The organism is Paenibacillus sp. R14(2021) (assembly GCF_019431355.1).
Classification (GTDB): Bacteria; Bacillota; Bacilli; order Paenibacillales; family Paenibacillaceae; genus Paenibacillus_Z.
Genome location: NZ_CP080269.1, coordinates 1,007,372 through 1,024,934, shown reverse-complemented (window position 1 = coordinate 1,024,934; position 17,563 = coordinate 1,007,372). Strand labels below are relative to the sequence as shown.

Below are 17,563 nucleotides of genomic sequence, written 5' to 3'. Positions count from 1 at the left end.
CTTCTTTGGTTTATGTTATGGGATTCATTTGACTCTTAATGGATTCCCAAATAGACTCTTCTGATCATATCGTTGTTTTTGAGCTCGTCGGCGGAACCTTCCACCGTAACCTCTCCAGTTTCCATCAAATATCCTCGATCAGCAACAGACAGCGCCATTTGGGTATTTTGTTCCACGAGCAGCACGGACACGCCTTCGTTGTTAATCCTCTTAGTGGCTTTAAAAATCTCTTTAACGATGATCGGCGCCAGGCCCATTGATGGCTCGTCCATCAACAGTAGCTTGGGTTTGGCCATCAGCGCGCGAGCAATGGCGAGCATCTGTTGCTCTCCCCCGCTCATTGTGCCGGCAAGCTGGTTTTTTCTCTCTTCCAGACGAGGGAACAGTTCGAAGAACCCCTTCATATCTTCTTTTATATACTTCGACTCTTTTCGAGTATAAGCACCCACACGGAGATTTTCCGTAACCGTCAAATCAGGAAAGACGCCCCGCCCTTCAGGCACGTGGGAAATACCGAGCTGAACAATTCGGTGAGGCTCCAGCCTGGAAATGTCCCGTCCTTGAAAGATCACCTCGCCATCCGCCGCCCTGACGATGCCCGATATCGTTCGAAGCGTTGTCGTTTTTCCCGAGCCGTTCGTTCCGAACAGGCTGACAATTTCACCTTTCCGAATCGTCAAGTCCAGTGTTTTTACAGCCCGAATGGCACCATAGTTTACGGATAGATTCTTTAGGTTCAAAATCACGTTATCACTGCTCATCCAGATCATCCCCCCCGCCCAAATAGGCTTTGATTACGATCGGGTTGTTTTGAATTTCCTCAGGAGTGCCCTCCGCAATTTTGTACCCGTGATCGAGCACAATAACTCTGTCGGAGATTTCCATGATGAGTCCGATATCATGCTCAATCAAAATGATATTGATGTTGACTTCGCTCGAAAGGTAACCGATCTTCTCGACGAGCTGATTTTTCTCCGACTGGTTCATGCCTGCCGCCGGCTCATCCATTAGTAGCACTTCGCACTTGGTTACTAGTGCCCGCGCGATTTCTAACAGCCGCTGCTCGCCGTAAGGCAGGCTACCAGCCAGTTCCTCCAGCTTATGCGCAAGGCCTACCAGCTTAAGGAGCTCCATACATTCCTGAACTGCGTGCTGTCGAGTTTCGCGCGCCTTTCTAGTGAAGAATATGGAGCTCAGCACTCCCTCTGTGTTGCATTGACGATGTGCAATCAGCAAATTTTCCAGAACCGTCATCGATTTAATCAACCGGGTGTTCTGAAACGTGCGCGCGATCCCAATCTTTACCCGTTCGTTGGGGGGAAGCCTATTAATGCTCTGATTCTTGTAATAAACAGTCCCGGAAGTAGGTTTGTAAATACCTGTAAGCAAGTTGAACAGAGTCGATTTGCCTGCGCCGTTAGGCCCGATCAAAGCCAGAATCTCTCCACGATTCACGCTTAGGTCAATATCGTTTAGCGCCTTCAATCCGCCAAACTTGACATTAACCTTGTCTAGCTTCAGCAGTTGTCTCATGACTTGCGTTCACCTTTCTGTACACGATAAAAATTGATCCTCCGGCGATGTTCGCCCCAGAAGCCGGAAGGTTTAAATATCATCATCAAAACGATCGCTATCCCCAATAGCATTAGCCTGTAGTCCTCTACGTAACGAAGCAGCTCGGGAGATAATACAAGAATGATGGCTCCTAGAATCGAACCCGGAATGCTTGCCGTGCCGCCGAGGATAACCATCGCCAGAATATTGACCGAATCCACATAACGGAAAGAATCCGGGCTGATGAAAGAAATATAAGACGCCCAAAACGAGCCAGCGATGCCTGCAAAAAACGCCCCTAGCGCAAAAGCCAGCAGCTTGTATTTCACCGGGTTGATGCCAATGGACTTCGCTAGCGTCTCGTCCTCCCGGATAGTCAGCAAATTCAATCCGATACCGGAATGAACAATCCTGCTAATGACAAAAACGGTAATAAGGACAAGCGCCAAAATCAAATAATAAAATTCAACCTTATTTGTAAACGTATGCCCAAACAGGCTGGGAGCCGGAATTCCCGGAATTCCCATAGGTCCGCGTGTCACGCCGATCCAATTCACAAATATCAGCCGGATGATCTCTCCAAAGCCAAGCGTGACGATGCCCAAGTAATCGCCTCTAAGACGAATGACGGGACTGCCCAGCAAAAACCCGAACGCCCCTGTGATGATGGCCGTCGCCGGAAGCGCCAGCCAGAACGAAAGATGATATTGCATCATGAGCAGCGCCGTCGAATACGCGCCAATGCCGTAAAAGGCAGCATGTCCGAGTGCAAACTGCCCGGCGTAGCCTACGATGACATTAAGGCTGAGCGAAAGGATAATATAGACACCAACGCTTATCGTAATATGCAGTAAATAATCGTTCACTTGCTGTAATAATAAAGGCAGGAGCATTAGCATAACAGCGACTGCAAGTTTGCTGTAAGTTCTTTTATTCAAACCGTCCACCTACACTTTATTTATTTCTTTTTTGCCGAAAATGCCCGTTGGCTTGATCATGAGAACCAGGATTAGGATTGAAAAAGAAATGACGCTCTGGTATTGGGTCGAAATATAGGCCCCGCCCAAGCTTTCGATCAGACCTAGTAAAATGCCGCCGAGCATAGCTCCCGGAATACTGCCGATCCCGCCCAGAACGGCCGCCGTGAAGGAACTGATTCCGGCCAAATAGCCCATAGTCGGATACACGGCGTTATAATAGATGCCCACCATAATGCCGGCAATGGCCGCCAGGGCGGAACCGATGGCAAAGGCCAGCGATATCATATGATTGGTGTTAATCCCCATCAGCGACGCATTGGTAATACTCATCGAAGTGGCCCTCATGGCCGTGCCCGCCTTGGTTTTAGTGACAAATAACTGCAGTGCCACCATTAGAACAACCGACGACACCAATATGAGAATTTGGATATCGGAAAATGTAATGCTGCCAAACGTAAATGTCCTACTTCCGAATGCGGTCGGAAATGGGTTCATTTGTGTACCCCATACTTTTTGAGCGAAGCTCGACAGAAACGTCGACACACCCAGCGCGCTGATTAAAGGGACGATTCGGTTTGCCGTGCGCAAAGGCCTGTAAGCCACCCTTTCAATAATTATACCGATCACTGCTGTAGCCGCAGCTGCCGTAATAAACGCCAAAAGCAATGACATATGGACCGTTTTGACTAGGAACAGTCCAAAAAAACTGCCAATCATATAAATATCGCCATGTGCGAAGTTTACGATTTTAAGGATTCCGTAGACCATCGTATACCCAAGGGCGATTAATGCATAAATCACACCTATTGTTAAACCGTTGGCCAATTGCTGGAGAAACATAATTACATCCTTTCAACAGCCATAGAGCAGAAATTGCAAATTTCTGCTTTACACTGTTTTCTATTTATTTAAATAGCTGGAATTTACCATCTTTTACAACCAGCCTTTGCGGCACTGTCTGCACATCGCCGTTCTTATCGAAGGTCAACGTACCGGTGGAGCCTTTAAAATCTTTTAGAGTATCCAGATAAGTCTTAATGCCTTGGCGGTCAGCTCCGCCTTTCTTGATTGCTTCCATAATTACGGATGCCGCATCATAGGCATAAGCGGCGTGGTTATCTGGTGTCGTCCCGTATGCAGCTTGATAGGCTTTGGCAAAATGATTCGCCTGCTCGTTAGTTCCTCCCGGGAAGAAGAAGCCGATCATTTTAAAGTTTTCGACCGATTGTTTCCCTAAATCAAGCAAGGCACTTGAGTATAAACTGTCTCCACCGATATAGCTGGTCTTCAGATTCAGCTTCTCAGCTTGCTGGGCGATCAGTGCCGCTTCATTGTAGAAGCCGCCGATAAAAATGGCATCGGGCTGTTGTTCCTTGATTTTCGTCAGAATCGTGCTGAAATCTTTCGTTCCCGGTACATATGCCTCGCTGGCCACCAGATCGAGGTTATTTTGGGCAGCGGCGTTCTTGTAGACATCCAGCAGCCCTAGTCCAAAGTCGGTCTGTTCATAGATCATAGCTACTTTCTTGTAGCCAAGTTCCTTGGACCATTGCGCCAAGTACGATGCTTGAAAAGCATCCGTAGTAATTACCCGATAGGTATAGTCCCCGGCATTCGTTACACCGGGCGCGCTGGAAGAAGGAGAGACTTGCACAATCTTATTCTTATTGTAAATCGGCGCCGCCGCTAGCGTTGCCGAACTGTTAAAATGCCCTATAACAGCCAAAAGGCTGTTATTAGAGGTGAATTTATTCGCCACATTCACCGCTTCGCCCGGCTCTCCCTTATCGTCCTGAATGATAAGTTCAACCTTTTTGCCGTTAATCCCGCCTGCGTCATTTATCTCTTTAACGGCAAGTCCAGCACCGTTCTTATAGGCTTCACCATACTGCGCCTCCGTACCGGATATAGGACCTGACAAACCAATCTGAATTGTATTTGCTGCCGGCTGTTCCGTAGCTTTCGAAGAGCAGCCTGCAAGCAATCCCCCCAATAAAACTACGGCTGATAACAGCAATGAAGATTTTTTCATATATATATCCCCTTCTCATTTATTATCCCCACTGGATTACTATGATTATTATATATCTTCTTTTTTACATAAATCAATAGTTTTATTTTAATATTATCAAACCAAATTTGATAATATCAAATAAACTTAAGCAATATGAATTTGACCAAATAAGCCTTGATGTAGCTGGGCAAGCCGACATCCATTGCTGCAGTTGATGCTGAATCAGAGCCGTAAGCTTTTTGCGTGCAGTCGTAGCGGTTCGTTGACGAGATCAAGCAGTTGTTGTAGGCTAATTTCCCAGTTAAGAATACTATGAAGAGTGATTTAGTACACCTTATAGACGTCGTTAGAAATGCAAACCATTCGTTATTCTTCGTGCGATGACGGACGAACACTGCCTTAACTGGGATTCCTGGAGTGTGCTCGGTACATCGACCGAAGGGCACCTCGTTTCCACCTTCAGGACATATTGCCACGTATCATTCTTGCTTTAAGAATCTAAAATATAACGGCTCAGAACCTGCTTGACGAGATAACCCAGGAATGAAAATATAAAAGCATCTACCATTCCTGCAACAGGGTCGAATGCGATCCGTTGGTCTATTTCTCATCGCTTCCTCAATCCGAATCGCTTTTCGCGAGCGTTTTCACCAACAAGATGACGGAGATGAGCAAGATGACCGGAATGACCGCAAGCGGCAGAAACCAAACATCCAACGCGAGCGTGGAGCAGAGTACAGGACTTAGTACTTTTAACGTATTGGACGTTTCGATCATACCTAGACCGCTGCTTACTTCTTCTTTGCTGTCATACATATCACCGACTAAGGGGATTACAATGGGGAAAGCACCAGCCTCTCCAATGCCCTGAATGAATCTTCCCAGCAAAATAACGATGTAGCCCCGCTTTTTTCTTTGTCTCAAAGCTGTACGTTTGAAGGTTTTGTCCCTTTTTTGCCATAACGAAAAGCACCCCCTATAGTTTTCATCGGTCTAAACACTAGGGTGTTTTTCCAATGTCCACTATAAGGGGTGCAGTTCACCATTCATCAGGGCTTTCAGGGCTTTCATATTTTCTGCATTAACTCGCAACGTGGCGTTCCTTATTAAACGGCTGAATGTCGGCCGCGTACTTCAGTTGCCCTTCAGAACATCCGGGACTGGGCTTGTCGCTCGCTCCATATCCACACTACCCCGCACAGCAGATCGCGCTTCGGGCGTCTAAAAACTACGGCCTCCAGTCTTGTTAAATCACGTCTTTTCATTTGTAAATTGCTCCAGTTTCCATTCTAACAATTTCATATACTCTATTATTTCGTTTCTTGTCTTTTCTGTAATTACTCCTGGATATTCTCTCCGTTCCATAGTCATAACGCTTTGAAAATATTTAGATTTAGAATCATATTGAACATCAGATCTGACTAGTTTATATTTATGTATCAATCTGAGGCAAGTCTCCCACGTCTCTAATGATTTAAGTTCCATACAAACAGTGAAGTAGCGACCATATTGAGATACATATGAGAGATCAAGCCCTTTTTTGTATCGTTTAACATTCTGTGTTTTTATTGAAATGATTGCTTCAACCTCGTCAAGCATTTCCTTCACTTTCGTAACCCCCTTAAGTTATTTACTTCAGACTTACGGCTTCCTGTGTCTAGCTTGTCCTTCAAAGGATATGCTCTCATAGTAATAACTCATTATTGTAACTCCACCACTACTTAACTAATGTCGCGGTGGAGTTGACATATTTATCTAAACAGACCAATGTTATATTAAATCAAATGCATCATTTCTTTGTTTTATAGAACTCATGGTATAGCTTCATCAGTGCCCGCTTCTCGATTCTCGACACATAGCTTCGCGAAATGCCCAGCTCTTTCGCTATTTCCCGCTGCGTCCGCTCTTCTCCGCCTGTGATGAGTCCAAACCTTCCTACAACGACTTCTTTTTCCCGGTCATCTAGAATGTCTAAATTCTTGTAAATCTTGCTTTTCTCGATCTTCAATTGAACCCGATCTGCTACATCGTCAGCCTCCGTGCCGAGAATGTCGATCAATGTAATTTCATTACCTTCTTTGTCCGTACCTATAGGATCGTGTAAGGATACGTCCTTTCGGGTCTTCTTGAGAGAACGGAGATGCATAAGTATTTCGTTTTCGATACAACGGGCCGCGAACGTCGCTAGTTTTGTCCCTTTGCCGGTTTGGAAGCTTTCAATTGCCTTTATTAGACCAATCGTACCGATCGAGATCAAATCTTCGAGGTCTTCTCCTGTATTGTCGAATTTTTTGACATTGTGAACACAACCCGATGCAAGAAAATGAATACGTTTGTATAGGCAAGTCACTCCGGCGAGGTCAATGTCTTGCTGCTGTGATGAGAAATCTATAAATGTAAATCAAAGCGAGGATCGCAGATACGCCCTGCCGAACAGCCATAAGTTGCATTTACTTTAAAGCCTTCACTAGTACAAATACTGAACCAGGCCTTAAAGATTGATGGATTCCTCCTAGAACCTTACGGTGGTTCTCTTCGGATTCATAGCTGCATCCCCTATAATTAATTCAGAATTCATGAAATATCGGTTAAGCACTGCTCCCCGAACTTGATCGACAGTTGCGTCTTCGCAACGTCCCTCGTCATCGAAAAGACACTCCTTCTTCATTATCGTCATCCATCTTTGGACTCCCCCGCTATCCATGATTCGATTTTAAAGTTGACCTTTGGATAACGCAAAGAGCCGCGGTTTACGCGGCATTAATAAAATATTGTTCTTGTCACCCGACACCAAACGAAGCAAAAGCTATCGGAGCAATATAAGAAGGGCGCTTTCATGTTCCATTAAAGCGCTCGTTGATTGAACTAACATAACAACTAGCTTTTATCACACTTCCCAGCCAAAGTGCCGGTCGGTCCAAAAGCCGCTGTTGAGCGACTCTTTCTATAAAATGCTTGATATATTTAATTCTTTCTGGCTTCAATCTGGCTTCAATCTCGTTCGTGAAGTAAATTTATTCTAAATATTTTCTAAAATGAAGATCACTTCTCTTGGATTGTATCTACGTCGTAGTTCTTCTCTTCTTAAAATCCCGCTTTCATAGTCATCTACACGGATTATCTCGATTTCCTCAAAATTTGAACCTTTGACTACCAATTCCGTTGGTTTAAATTTTTTTTAAATAAAAAGCTTCTACTTTTGGATCATCCGCTGAACCTACGCCAATTTTAGAATAGCCTCTTTTCTTCACCGCTGTTTCAAAGAAAAGCTGCATGTTTGTGCCCAGCCCAAGTCTAGAATAGTTCTTTGTTTCATCCAGATTAACCGCGATCCCATTCAAATTAATGTCTGAATCCTTTTTCTTGGACGGACTTCCGTAGCAAACTCCAACCACTTCATTACCATCCACCGTTACGAAGTACAAGTCAGGATCACGCTTCACCCGTCGAATAAAATCCTCAAAGGTCTCTATGTCCAAATATTCGCACTGAAATGTATGCGCTTGTTCATGATCCGTTTCCTCAATTAATCTTATCTCTTTCTCCACCAGGTAATCCTCCGTATTTATAAAACCGGGCCATTGATCGGGCAGTCGACGCAATTTAGCTATAGATGGACGCCCGTATGCTTCGCTCGAGCGGCGAGTAGCCGCCCGATCCTTCTCGCTGCAGCGACAGTCTCTCCTTCAGCGGCGACGTCCGGTTGCACATGAATCGGACCTTCCCGCTGTGGTTCGGCGACGCGGCATGCACGAGGAACGGATGGCACAGAATGACGTCCCCGGCCTCCCCCGTCGTCTCCACGACCTGCAGCCGCGTGCCGTCTTCGTCGATATATGCCTGATCCACGAAATAGCGTTCCGTTCCTCTGCGCTCAGCTGTTCACCGTCCCGTCATCTTGGCGATCATACCGGCTGCCTGCTTAAGAAGTTTTATTGAACTCCCTCGGTACGATCTAGTTTTCTCACGAATGCTCGCTTATTCGCAGGATTTCACCCTTGCTAGAAATACAGAAAGAGAGTTTTAGTGACCTCCCAGCTGACCAGGACATCATGAAGACGTGAGGAAATAAAGGGGGAGGTTGTAACCCCATATCCTTCCATATACTGCACGCTTCTCCACGCCGCCCTTGGAGGTTTTCACTCCCATGTCTCAACGGGTCTTAGCCCTCTCATTCCTTCGTTACGCCTTACCAAGGGGTGGAGGCCGGTCTTGCTATCGTTACGGGTCGGTGCCCTTTGGTTCAATACATCCGGTACCCCGTGCTTTCTTTGAAATCCCGCGAATAAGCCAAAACTCGTTCAATGAAATGGTAAGAATGGTCTATGCTGCGAGCTGGATTGGCATCGTTTTAGGAGGGTTGTAGGCCTCGCCACTGCGGGCCATTCCAACCAGTATTCGAGCCAGCTTGCCACATAGCTTCATGATGGACCTCATTTTCTTCATCTTCTTTACCTGTACATTGTACGCATGCATGGCTTTAAACTCTGGATTGTTTGCTACTAAACTCATCGTCATCATGAAGATAAAACGTCGAAGACGAGAGCGTCCGCGTTTGCTGATCTTCATTTGTCCGGTCCATTTCCCTGAACTTGCTTCTGCAAGGTTGAGGCCAGCATGACGCAGCAGGGCATTTCCGTGTACAAAGCCACTTAAATCGCCTGCCTCACCTAAAATACCAGCTAATGAAATAGCATTAATCCCCTTGACTGCAAGCATCGATTTAGCAAAAGGTATGCGGTCTAATACTGCAATAATCTCTGCCTCTACGACTTGCAGTTGTTGGCAAGCTAGGTCGTATTCAGCGAGAAGCTGCATTAAATGGAGCTTATACGCCTGTGTTGCCTGCTTAGAGCCTACAGATCGACTAGCAAGTGCAATAAGAGTTTGAGCCTTCTTGTCCCCGGGCTGACGTTGCATAATGGATTTCCACCCTCTAGCCACGTCCTGAGGCGTTAACTTTCTCAGTTCTTCAGGCGTTGGGAATAGACGTAGAGTGGCCAATGAGCCTCTGCACATCAGGTTCTTAAATACTTGTCGTAGCTCAGGGAACACTACGTCAACCCAGCGATGAATTTGGTTCTTCGCACTAACGAGTCTCGTGACGACGGAGTCCCGGTTTGAGAGAAAGACTCGAAGCTCTTCAAAGGCTTCAGACGTGTTGCGAATGAACGAATAGTAGCCGTTTTTAACCATGTCTGCGATGACGAGAGCATCCTTTTTATCGCTCTTCGATGGTGTATTGTCTCGGTTTTCTTTATTCTTTTTCACAAGATGAGGATTAACCAGAACAACTTCAAATTGCTTCTCGAACATCCATCTGGAGACGCTTAGCCAGTAATGCCCCGTCGGTTCCATGCCTATAATAACGGAATTAAGGTTATGGGCTGCCTGTAACGATTGGATCCAGCGAAGAAGGATCTGAAAACCTTCTTCGTCATTTGAGAAAGAGAGCGGATTGCCGATTACGATCCCGCGGAAGTTTACTGCACGTGCGACGTGCGTTAGTTGTGCGATGTCGATTCCGACGACGAGATGCTGAGAGGTAATTTTTTCAATGAGTTGATTTTGTTTGTCTTGCGATTTAAACTTCATAGTAGAGCGTCCTCCTGGATGATGGGATTTTAAGGGCTATGACCCGTTGCGTACTCCCATCGTACCGAGGCGCTTTTCTTTTTGCAAAGCTGATAATTAACGCTCTACAGAATGCTATCGTGTCCTGTTAGAATCAACTCCAACCGGACATTCACGCGGATGAATCATTGATAAATCATCCCCGAGTGCCGCCCTGTTATCCGTCGGGACGAGATCAAGTTCTTGTCATAATCGGAAATCGTCTTCAAAGTTATAATGATCCATCAACAGTTGAACCGTGCCATTCCACGATTCCCCATTTGCGGATAATTTCTCGGGCTATTTCGGACGGCGACTTATTTTCCGTGTCTACAACCACATGCTCCAGTTTCTTTACGGCGAGTTCCTCGGCGAGTTGGGTTGAGCGTTGCAGATGCCAATTCAGTGATTCGACTGTCTTTTCCCTGCCACGAATCCGAGCATGGTTGACGTCAAGCGATGCAACTAGACGGACCAAGAATAGATCAGCTCCGGGTACGGATCGTCGAATCTTGTTCAGATCCTCATTGCTTTCCATGACATTAGGAATAATCAGACACTTGGCTTCAAGCGAGCGATAGTTGTTCCAGACGGCAGCTAAATTTTTAAATCCAAGCTCCTTGTTGAAAGGATCGTCTTTGGGAGGAGGGAATCCACGCCTCACATGATCAAGATCGACCACCGCATGCGGAAGAGCATGGTCGTATTCCAGAACTTCTGAAATGGCATTTGCGGTACTCGACTTTCCGATGCCAACAGGTCCAATGATATTTAATACTGGAACTTTCGTGTTCATAATAGTATCCACCCCCGAAATAAACGTTTGTTATTCCCACTGTCACTTTCAATGTGCCTTGTTTGGAGGAATAAGCGCTTCCAGCAATTCCTTCCGATACTGATTAGCCACTGGATCATATACGCCGAAGCCCGAGCAGAATTCCCAATAAGCCCAGCCGAAGCCGCGCTTCTCCGCTTCCTTGCGCACAAAGGCCGTCCAACGTGCTCGCGAAAGCATATCGGCTTTGCTGTACGCGCCGAATTCGCCAAGCCAGATCGGGCGGTGGTGCTCCTTTGCCCAATTGTCCACCTTATCAAAGGCTTCCACAATCGAATTGGGACCTGCCGGATTCGTTTCCTCCGGTTTCGTATTGTAATCACGGAACCAATCGTCCACCCACTTCACCTGCCTGGCGACAGCGATCGGCTCCACCTTCTGTGCCGGAGGACCTGGCCAAACGACGCCGATGGTTCCGATCTCCGGCCCTGCCCATTCTGCCCCCTGGTGGGTGAAGGGAAAAGGATCGTAATAATGGAACGTAACGATGACGTTCTGTTCGTTATCGGGAATGTCGAGCGATACGAGATCAGCGTAATTGCTCCAGTTGACGGAACCGATTATGACCGTATGCCACTGATCCTCGCTCCGAATCGTATCAAGCGCTTTCTTCAGCATTCGATTCCATTTTGACCAGGTCAGAGAACCGTTTGGTTCATTGAGCAGCTCGAAATACACATTGCCGGGAAGCTCCTTGTACCGTGCCGAGATTTGCTTCCATAGCTCCAGAAAACGAGCCTCTTGCTCAACTGGATTCAGATAGATCTCATCGTAATTGTGCATGTCAAGCACTACGTTCAGCCCCTGCTTCAGCGCCTGGTCGACGACCCAATCAATGCGTTCGAAAAACTTGGCGTCAATCGCGTAAGGAGCCTTCGCGTCCGCATGCGCCGACCACTTGATCGGAACGCGGACCGTTTCGAAGCCTGCATCCTGGATCGTCTTGAAGTCGCTTTCTAATAAAACGACTCCCCATTGCCCTTCAATCGGCGCCTCAAGCGCGTTGCCAAGATTGATGCCTCTCCCGAGCTGTTTCGCCTGTTGAACTACGTCAAGCGGCGCCGACTGCGGGTCGCGCTTAGGCAGCTTCGGGTCCGGCGTAGTCGCGGGCAAAGCAGACGAAGTCGGGTCGGGAGACGGTGTATTCATCTCCGCTATGCTCGCCGCCGGCGTGACATTCTCCGTCTTGCTTGATACCTTCTTTTCAAGGTTTTGCGCGGCGCCCTTGCACCCCGTTACCAATACAAGCACGAGCAGCGAGACAGCGAGCGCAATCCTCCATATTTTCAAGGTCACTGACCCCCTCAGCCGACCTGACCGGTCCGCTCACCTTCTTTTCGTAGCGTTGCAGTTTGCTGCCTTCAATCTCGTTAGTTCAATTCATTCCAGATATTTTTCTAATATGAAGATCACTTCTCTTGGATTGTATCTACGTCGTAGTTCTTCTTTTTTTAAAATCCCGCTTTTATAGTCATCCACTCGGATTCTCTCAATTTCCTCCAAATTCGAGCCTATGACGACCAATTCCGTTGGTTTAAATCCATTTTTTAAATAAAAAGCTTCTACTTTCGGATCATCCGCCGAACCTACGCCAATTTTATAATATCTTCTTTTCTTCACCGCTGTTTCGAAGAAAAGCAGCATGTTTGTTCCCAGCCCAATCCTAGCATAGTTCTTTATTTCATCCAGATTAACCGCGATCCCATTCAAATTAATGACGGAATCATGTTTCTTAGACGGACTTCCATAGCAAACACCAACCACTTCACTACCATCCACCGTTACGAAGTACAAGTCAGGATCACTCTTCACCCGGCGCATAAAATCCTCAAAGGTCTCTAAGTCCAAATACTCGCACTGGAATGTATGCGCTTTTACATAATCCGTTTCCTCAATTAATCTTATCTCTTTCTCCACCGGGCAACCCTCCGTATTTATAAATACGATTTCAGACAATCTATACAAGAACCATTAGATTCGCATAAAAAAGTCAAAGGCCCGGAAACCGAGCCTTTGATCGGGCAGTCGACGCATTTCAGCTATAGACGGACGCCCGGATGCTTCGCTCGAGCGGCGAGTAGCCGCCCGATCCTTCTCGCTGCAGCGACAGTCTCTCCTTCAGCGGCGACGTCCGGTTGCACATGAATCGGACCTTCCCGCTGTGGTTCGGCGACGCGGCATGCACGAGGAACGGATGGCACAGAATGACGTCCCCCGCCTCCCCCGTCGTCTCCACGACCTGCAGTCGCGTGCCGTCTTCGTCGATATATGCCTGATCCATGAAATAAGCGTTCCGTTCCTCTGCGCTCAGCTGTTCACCGTCCCGTCCCGTCAGCTTGGCGAAATACGGGTGCTCGGCATGCAGAGCACGAATGCCTTCCCCCAGCTCGACGCCTTCCGGAGACTTGGTCAAGTGACGCGCGACCGTCTTATGCGAGCCTTCGACGACCAACGTGCCGCCTCCGTGTGGCGCGATATCCGAGAAGAGGCACAGGCAGAGCAGCCCTTGCTCCGGCGAATCGACATAATGCCGGAAATGAATGCCGTCCCAATGCCAGCCGTTCGTCGGCACGAACCAAGGCTCGCCTTTGCCGACGAAGAAGTTGACCGGCCACCAGCCCCAGCCCGGCAGCTTGTCGTCGGCCGTCTCGCCGGCGACGAAGCGGTGGATCGTGCGATCCGCGCCCGTCAAATCCTCGACGGCGTCGGCGAACAGCGCCGTATTGCAGACGTCGAAAGCGGCGTGGCGGTAATTTTCGCGGATGTTGACCATCGGCTCCTGCCACGTCGAGGGATCCTCGCGCACGACGTCGGCCTTCTCTTCCAGCTTGCCCCACAGGAACGACTGCGCCTCCAGAGCCGCTTCCCGCGAGAAGGCGCCTTTAATATGCACATAACCTTTGTCGATGAACTGTGCGATTTGTTCTGCCGTCAGCACTCGCAAACTCATGCTTCTATCAGCTCCTATGCTAGAATTGGAATCTCTCATACTAAGAACGTCGGTCTCAGAATGCTCCCTGAAACGTCTTCGGCTTCGCGTACCATTCCTTCACGATCCGTTCGGCCTTCTTACCGTAGATGTCGAAGCCGACGTTCGAGCCGGCCGCTTCCCGCTCGTAGAGCTTCACGCTCCAATCCCACCAGAAGAAGCCGGCAAACCAAGGCTCCTCCCAGAACACCTTCATGACCGAGCTGTAGAAGTTCGCCTGCTCCTCCTCGCTGAAGGGCAGCTCCGTATGCGTGAAATCCCACGGCATCGTCGCGCAGCCGAAGGCGCTGCGGCAGCCGATTTCCATGAAGATGATCGGCTTGTTGAACTTGGCGTGCAGCGCGGCCATCTTCTCCCGAACCGGCAGCCAATTCGCGATCATCGCTTCCTCGCCGTCGCCGGGCTGCTTCGCAACGGGGTAATAGGCGCTCGTGCCGATATAGTCGACGCCGTCAAACCATTTGATCCGCTCTTCCGAGCCGTGATTGGCGTTATAGACGATCGGACCGCCGTAGAGCTCGCGAACGCGATCGATCAAGGCGGTCCAATGGCCGGCCTTGGATTCGGTCTTCACCATTTCGCAGCCAATGCAGAACATGTCGCAGGCCAGCTCTTCGGCGAGCTCCGCGTAATGGGCGAGAAAATTCGTATACGAACGGAACCACGCGTCCCAATATGGCTCGGCTCCCGCTTCCTCCGGAAACCCGATATGCGCCCGCCAGATGCCGTCCGCGGAATTGACGACGGGCTTCAGGCATACTTTCAGCCCAAGCGCCTTTGCTTCCTTCACGGCATGCTCGATGTCTCTGTCCGTCATCGTGTACCCGTAATCGAAAGGGATATCCGTCGCATACACGTTCGCTTGATGCGTGTAGAAGGATAACGCAATCCATTCGCTGCCCGTCTCCTTGAGCTTGCGGAGCGAATTGGTCGCATACGGCTGCCTATAAGCGCCGCGTTTGCTGTTCCAGCCGTACGTCATGCCTTTAACGAACATCATTTTCGGATTCTCCTTTTCGCTGTCTGTTAGGGATGAGACAGGGGGTAATGGACGAGATCGGGCAGCTCGTCGCGCGTCACCGTAAAGGGATGCCGATAAACTTTCTTCAGCATCTCCACTTCGGTGTATTGATCCGAAACGACCGTCTCGCCATCCTCCTGCTTATGCAGAAAATTGCCGTACCACGTACAATTCCACAGCCAAAGCGCGCCGCCCGCGATCATGAGATCGGGATCCGGAAGCGGTCCGTTCTCGGACAGCGCGATGATCTTCGCGGCATCCGTATAGCTCAGCGCCTGCCGGAAGCGGTCGACGTTCGATTGATAATTCCGTGCGGGCGAATACACGTCTTCGCCGATGATGTCCACGTACGCATCGCCCGGATACCAGTCCTTATGCTGCCCGTTCCACACCCAGATCAGATTGTGCAGGCCGTGCAGCCGCGTCATCCGGTCGTATATCAGCTTCCAGAGCCGGATGCACGGCTCCGGTCCCTTGGCGCCCCACCAGAACCAGCCGCCGGATGCTTCGTGGAGCGGGCCGCCACAGGACGGGCACGCCGGCTTCCCGGAGCTGCGCGAGCAAGCCGGAGATAACGTCAATATCGCGAAGCAGCAAGACGTATTCCTCCGACGACGGATCCTCCATCGCTTTGGCAAGATCGAACGTCGTGGCCGTGGTGTAGAAGCCGCGGTGCCAGCCGTTGTCGGGCGGCCGATCGACCAGATCCTTCGGCGCGTTCCAATGCCAGCAGAAGGTGACGATCCCGCCTGCCTGCCACCATTGCAAGGCGAGCGCCGTATCGGTACCGACGGAACCGCGCTCCGTGCGGGACGGAGAATCGTTCATGAAATCGAAGCCGCCGACAGCCGGATAGTGCCCCGTCTCGCGGAAAATCACGTCCATCTCCGGTGTTGCGTGGACGCCGATCTGTTGTCCGGTCAGCATCCGTTTGCCGTACGTATCGCACAGATAAGCCATCAGCCGCCTCGCGCAATCGTCGGCCTGCGGGTTAATCAATTTCGGTTCGACGTTCATCCGCTGCGCCCACTCGTCGTTCATTCTGCTTCATCTCCTTGTCGCCATCGTTATTTCCGCGTAATCGTAAACGATAGATCCGGCTGCTTCGATGCAGGCGCCTCCACGACGAGCGAACCGCCCGACGCTTCCGCGGCCCCTTCGCCGATCGTCGTACCGGTCCACGGATCGTACCAGAAGACGGCGTAGGAACCGTCCGCACAGTTCGTAAGCTTCACCGACCTGCCGCCCGCCCCGCCCTTCTCGGCCAAGAGCCAGCCGAATGACGTTCGCTCGCCCTGCATGACCCAAGCTTGCGTCTTCGAGGCTTGATCAACGCTGACGTTGACGGGAAGGCGAGGTTCGCGGAAATCAATCTAGTTTTCCCGGTCGGCGGTATCGAGCGTGCGATAGGCGTAATCCCAGTAGTCCTGCCGGTTGCCGGCCATCGAGCCCATCGTCGGATGACCGTACGGATCATGCGCCTTGAAGTAATCGTGCACCTTCTTCACCCAGGCGTCCGTCGGATTTTGCACCCAACCGTCCGTGCCATTGATCTCGTCGACCAAGTCCCAGATGCCGAGCGCAAGGCTATACCCCCAGTGCGCGATGATGTACCGGTACAGCCGTTCCTGATAACGCCACATCTTGTCGCTCGCATAGAAATCCTTCGCCGGGCCAAGCGCCGAATAGCCGTACTGCGACCATGTATTGGGCCAGCCCTCCAATAGCTCGGTCAGGGAGTCGTGCGGCCAGATGACGAAGCTCATATGCAGTCCGCGCCGCTCGAACGCCGCGAGCAGATCGTCTACCCGCTGGGCTTTCAGCGGATCGATCCTGTCGACGCCGGCTTCGTACGATTGCAGTTGATTCCTCCCGCAGCCGTTGCCTTCGCCGTCGTAATTGCCGTTCCAGTAGTTGATCAGATTGCCGCCGCTTGCCGCGATTTTGTCCAAGTTCACGTCCGTGATGTTCCACGGATACGCAAGGCCGATGCCGTAGAAGGTCGAGCCGTCGCGGTATTCCATATATCGCTTGTTCGTCTGCGACAGCTGAATCCAGCCCCTGCTTTCGGATGCGACCGCTTTACAAGTCGCCTTCGACCTCGCCGCTCTTGTCGGTGCCGCCATGACCGACGGCGTGGAAATGGTAACGCCACTACCCTTCTCGTCGGGCGCGAATCGAAACTTCCATTTCGATTCCGTCGCATCATAGAAGCCGCTAATGTTCCACGTTTTTCCTGAAGGCGAGGCGAGCGCCATCGCTAAGTCGATCTGGTCGGGATCGTAAGGATTGTCATAATCGCCATCCACGTCGAAAGCAAGCTCAAACTTTTCATAGAGACCGACATCCGCTGTATTTGCTTTCACATTGCGAATGAGAGGCGCTTTTCCTGCTGTTGTTAACATCTCCCCTGCCTGAGCGTCAGGCTCAGACCGGGGAGACGCGTTACGGCCGTTGATAGCCGGGATGGACAGCAGAAGCGCCGCTGCAACTAGAAGGAGTCCGCCAATGGTGACGAAGGCAAGCGTTTGTTCATGCCGCACTCCTTTCCGCTGCC

19 protein-coding genes and 1 pseudogene are annotated in these 17,563 nt (G+C 49.9%); all 20 read right to left on the bottom strand.

Annotated features, from left to right (window positions below):
- Nucleotides 1–35 precede the first annotated feature (35 nt).
- The 20 genes and pseudogenes from KXU80_RS04960 to KXU80_RS04870 all read right to left on the bottom strand — a co-directional run bounded on the left by KXU80_RS04960 (nt 36) and on the right by KXU80_RS04870 (nt 17,549).
- Nucleotides 36–761, bottom strand: coding sequence for an ABC transporter ATP-binding protein (locus tag KXU80_RS04960; protein ID WP_219837161.1), 726 nt, complete (start codon nt 759–761; stop codon nt 36–38).
- Nucleotides 751–1,533, bottom strand: coding sequence for an ABC transporter ATP-binding protein (locus tag KXU80_RS04955; protein ID WP_219837160.1), 783 nt, complete (start codon nt 1,531–1,533; stop codon nt 751–753). Before KXU80_RS04955 ends, KXU80_RS04960 begins: the two co-directional genes overlap by 11 nt.
- Nucleotides 1,530–2,501 carry a branched-chain amino acid ABC transporter permease gene (locus KXU80_RS04950; protein WP_258171257.1) on the bottom strand — a complete coding sequence of 324 codons (972 nt, stop codon included), beginning with the start codon at nt 2,499–2,501 and terminating at the stop codon, nt 1,530–1,532. Before KXU80_RS04950 ends, KXU80_RS04955 begins: the two co-directional genes overlap by 4 nt.
- On the bottom strand, nt 2,502–3,374 hold the full coding sequence (locus tag KXU80_RS04945) for a branched-chain amino acid ABC transporter permease (RefSeq protein ID WP_219837159.1): 873 nt from the start codon (nt 3,372–3,374) through the stop codon (nt 2,502–2,504).
- A gap of 64 nt (nt 3,375–3,438) precedes the next feature.
- Entirely contained in the window at nt 3,439–4,566 is a 1,128-nt protein-coding gene (locus tag KXU80_RS04940) for an ABC transporter substrate-binding protein (protein ID WP_219837158.1), read from the bottom strand.
- Nucleotides 4,567–5,196: 630 nt separating this feature from the next.
- A pseudogene (locus KXU80_RS04935) lies at nt 5,197–5,448 on the bottom strand (MFS transporter); the annotation flags it as partial.
- Nucleotides 5,449–5,799: 351 nt separating this feature from the next.
- Entirely contained in the window at nt 5,800–6,156 is a 357-nt protein-coding gene (locus KXU80_RS04930; protein ID WP_219837156.1) for a hypothetical protein, read from the bottom strand.
- Nucleotides 6,157–6,337: 181 nt separating this feature from the next.
- Nucleotides 6,338–6,898: an RNA polymerase sporulation sigma factor SigK gene (gene sigK / locus KXU80_RS04925; protein WP_258171256.1), complete on the bottom strand. Its 561-nt coding sequence runs from the start codon at nt 6,896–6,898 to the stop codon at nt 6,338–6,340.
- Between the two features lie 817 nt (nt 6,899–7,715).
- Nucleotides 7,716–8,096, bottom strand: coding sequence for a GNAT family N-acetyltransferase (locus KXU80_RS04920; protein ID WP_219837155.1), 381 nt, complete (start codon nt 8,094–8,096; stop codon nt 7,716–7,718).
- 55 nt (nt 8,097–8,151) lie between these two features.
- Complete coding sequence (locus tag KXU80_RS04915) at nt 8,152–8,397, bottom strand: phytanoyl-CoA dioxygenase family protein (protein ID WP_219837154.1); 246 nt, start codon at nt 8,395–8,397, stop codon at nt 8,152–8,154.
- A gap of 474 nt (nt 8,398–8,871) precedes the next feature.
- Nucleotides 8,872–10,143, bottom strand: coding sequence for an IS110 family RNA-guided transposase (locus KXU80_RS04910; RefSeq protein WP_219837153.1), 1,272 nt, complete (start codon nt 10,141–10,143; stop codon nt 8,872–8,874).
- Nucleotides 10,144–10,393: 250 nt separating this feature from the next.
- Entirely contained in the window at nt 10,394–10,957 is a 564-nt protein-coding gene (locus KXU80_RS04905) for a nucleoside/nucleotide kinase family protein (RefSeq protein ID WP_219837152.1), read from the bottom strand.
- A gap of 48 nt (nt 10,958–11,005) precedes the next feature.
- Nucleotides 11,006–12,286, bottom strand: a complete 1,281-nt coding sequence (locus KXU80_RS04900; protein WP_219837151.1) for a glycoside hydrolase family 5 protein — start codon at nt 12,284–12,286, stop codon at nt 11,006–11,008.
- Between the two features lie 90 nt (nt 12,287–12,376).
- The gene (locus KXU80_RS04895) at nt 12,377–12,913 is read right to left on the bottom strand and encodes a GNAT family N-acetyltransferase (RefSeq protein ID WP_219837150.1); all 537 of its coding nucleotides are present in this window, start codon (nt 12,911–12,913) and stop codon (nt 12,377–12,379) included.
- A 118-nt stretch (nt 12,914–13,031) separates the two neighbouring features.
- Nucleotides 13,032–13,946 carry a phytanoyl-CoA dioxygenase family protein gene (locus tag KXU80_RS04890; RefSeq protein WP_219837149.1) on the bottom strand — a complete coding sequence of 305 codons (915 nt, stop codon included), beginning with the start codon at nt 13,944–13,946 and terminating at the stop codon, nt 13,032–13,034.
- A 55-nt stretch (nt 13,947–14,001) separates the two neighbouring features.
- Nucleotides 14,002–14,982, bottom strand: a complete 981-nt coding sequence (locus KXU80_RS04885; RefSeq protein ID WP_258171414.1) for a glycoside hydrolase family 113 — start codon at nt 14,980–14,982, stop codon at nt 14,002–14,004.
- Nucleotides 14,983–15,011: 29 nt separating this feature from the next.
- Nucleotides 15,012–15,464, bottom strand: a complete 453-nt coding sequence (locus tag KXU80_RS27860; protein ID WP_258171413.1) for a glycosyl hydrolase — start codon at nt 15,462–15,464, stop codon at nt 15,012–15,014.
- The gene (locus tag KXU80_RS27855; RefSeq protein WP_258171255.1) at nt 15,379–16,047 is read right to left on the bottom strand and encodes a glycosyl hydrolase; all 669 of its coding nucleotides are present in this window, start codon (nt 16,045–16,047) and stop codon (nt 15,379–15,381) included. Before KXU80_RS27855 ends, KXU80_RS27860 begins: the two co-directional genes overlap by 86 nt.
- Before the next feature lie 26 nt (nt 16,048–16,073).
- Nucleotides 16,074–16,307: a hypothetical protein gene (locus KXU80_RS04875; protein ID WP_219837148.1), complete on the bottom strand. Its 234-nt coding sequence runs from the start codon at nt 16,305–16,307 to the stop codon at nt 16,074–16,076.
- 72 nt (nt 16,308–16,379) lie between these two features.
- Complete coding sequence (locus KXU80_RS04870; RefSeq protein WP_219837147.1) at nt 16,380–17,549, bottom strand: DUF5060 domain-containing protein; 1,170 nt, start codon at nt 17,547–17,549, stop codon at nt 16,380–16,382.
- Between the last annotated feature and the right edge of the window lie 14 nt (nt 17,550–17,563).

Bases quoted from the DNA above. Each gene is read 5' to 3' on its own strand.
- KXU80_RS04905 (WP_219837152.1), bottom strand. From the start codon at position 10,957: ATGAACACGAAAGTTCCAGTATTAAATATCATTGGACCTGTTGGCATC.
- KXU80_RS27855 (WP_258171255.1), bottom strand. From the start codon at position 16,047: ATGAACGACGAGTGGGCGCAGCGGATGAACGTCGAACCGAAATTGATT.
- KXU80_RS04940 (WP_219837158.1), bottom strand. From the start codon at position 4,566: ATGAAAAAATCTTCATTGCTGTTATCAGCCGTAGTTTTATTGGGGGGA.
- KXU80_RS04955 (WP_219837160.1), bottom strand. From the start codon at position 1,533: ATGAGACAACTGCTGAAGCTAGACAAGGTTAATGTCAAGTTTGGCGGA.
- KXU80_RS04960 (WP_219837161.1), bottom strand. From the start codon at position 761: ATGAGCAGTGATAACGTGATTTTGAACCTAAAGAATCTATCCGTAAAC.
- KXU80_RS04875 (WP_219837148.1), bottom strand. From the start codon at position 16,307: ATGCAGGGCGAGCGAACGTCATTCGGCTGGCTCTTGGCCGAGAAGGGC.
- KXU80_RS04890 (WP_219837149.1), bottom strand. From the start codon at position 13,946: ATGAGTTTGCGAGTGCTGACGGCAGAACAAATCGCACAGTTCATCGAC.
- KXU80_RS04910 (WP_219837153.1), bottom strand. From the start codon at position 10,143: ATGAAGTTTAAATCGCAAGACAAACAAAATCAACTCATTGAAAAAATT.
- KXU80_RS04885 (WP_258171414.1), bottom strand. From the start codon at position 14,982: ATGTTCGTTAAAGGCATGACGTACGGCTGGAACAGCAAACGCGGCGCT.
- KXU80_RS04945 (WP_219837159.1), bottom strand. From the start codon at position 3,374: ATGTTTCTCCAGCAATTGGCCAACGGTTTAACAATAGGTGTGATTTAT.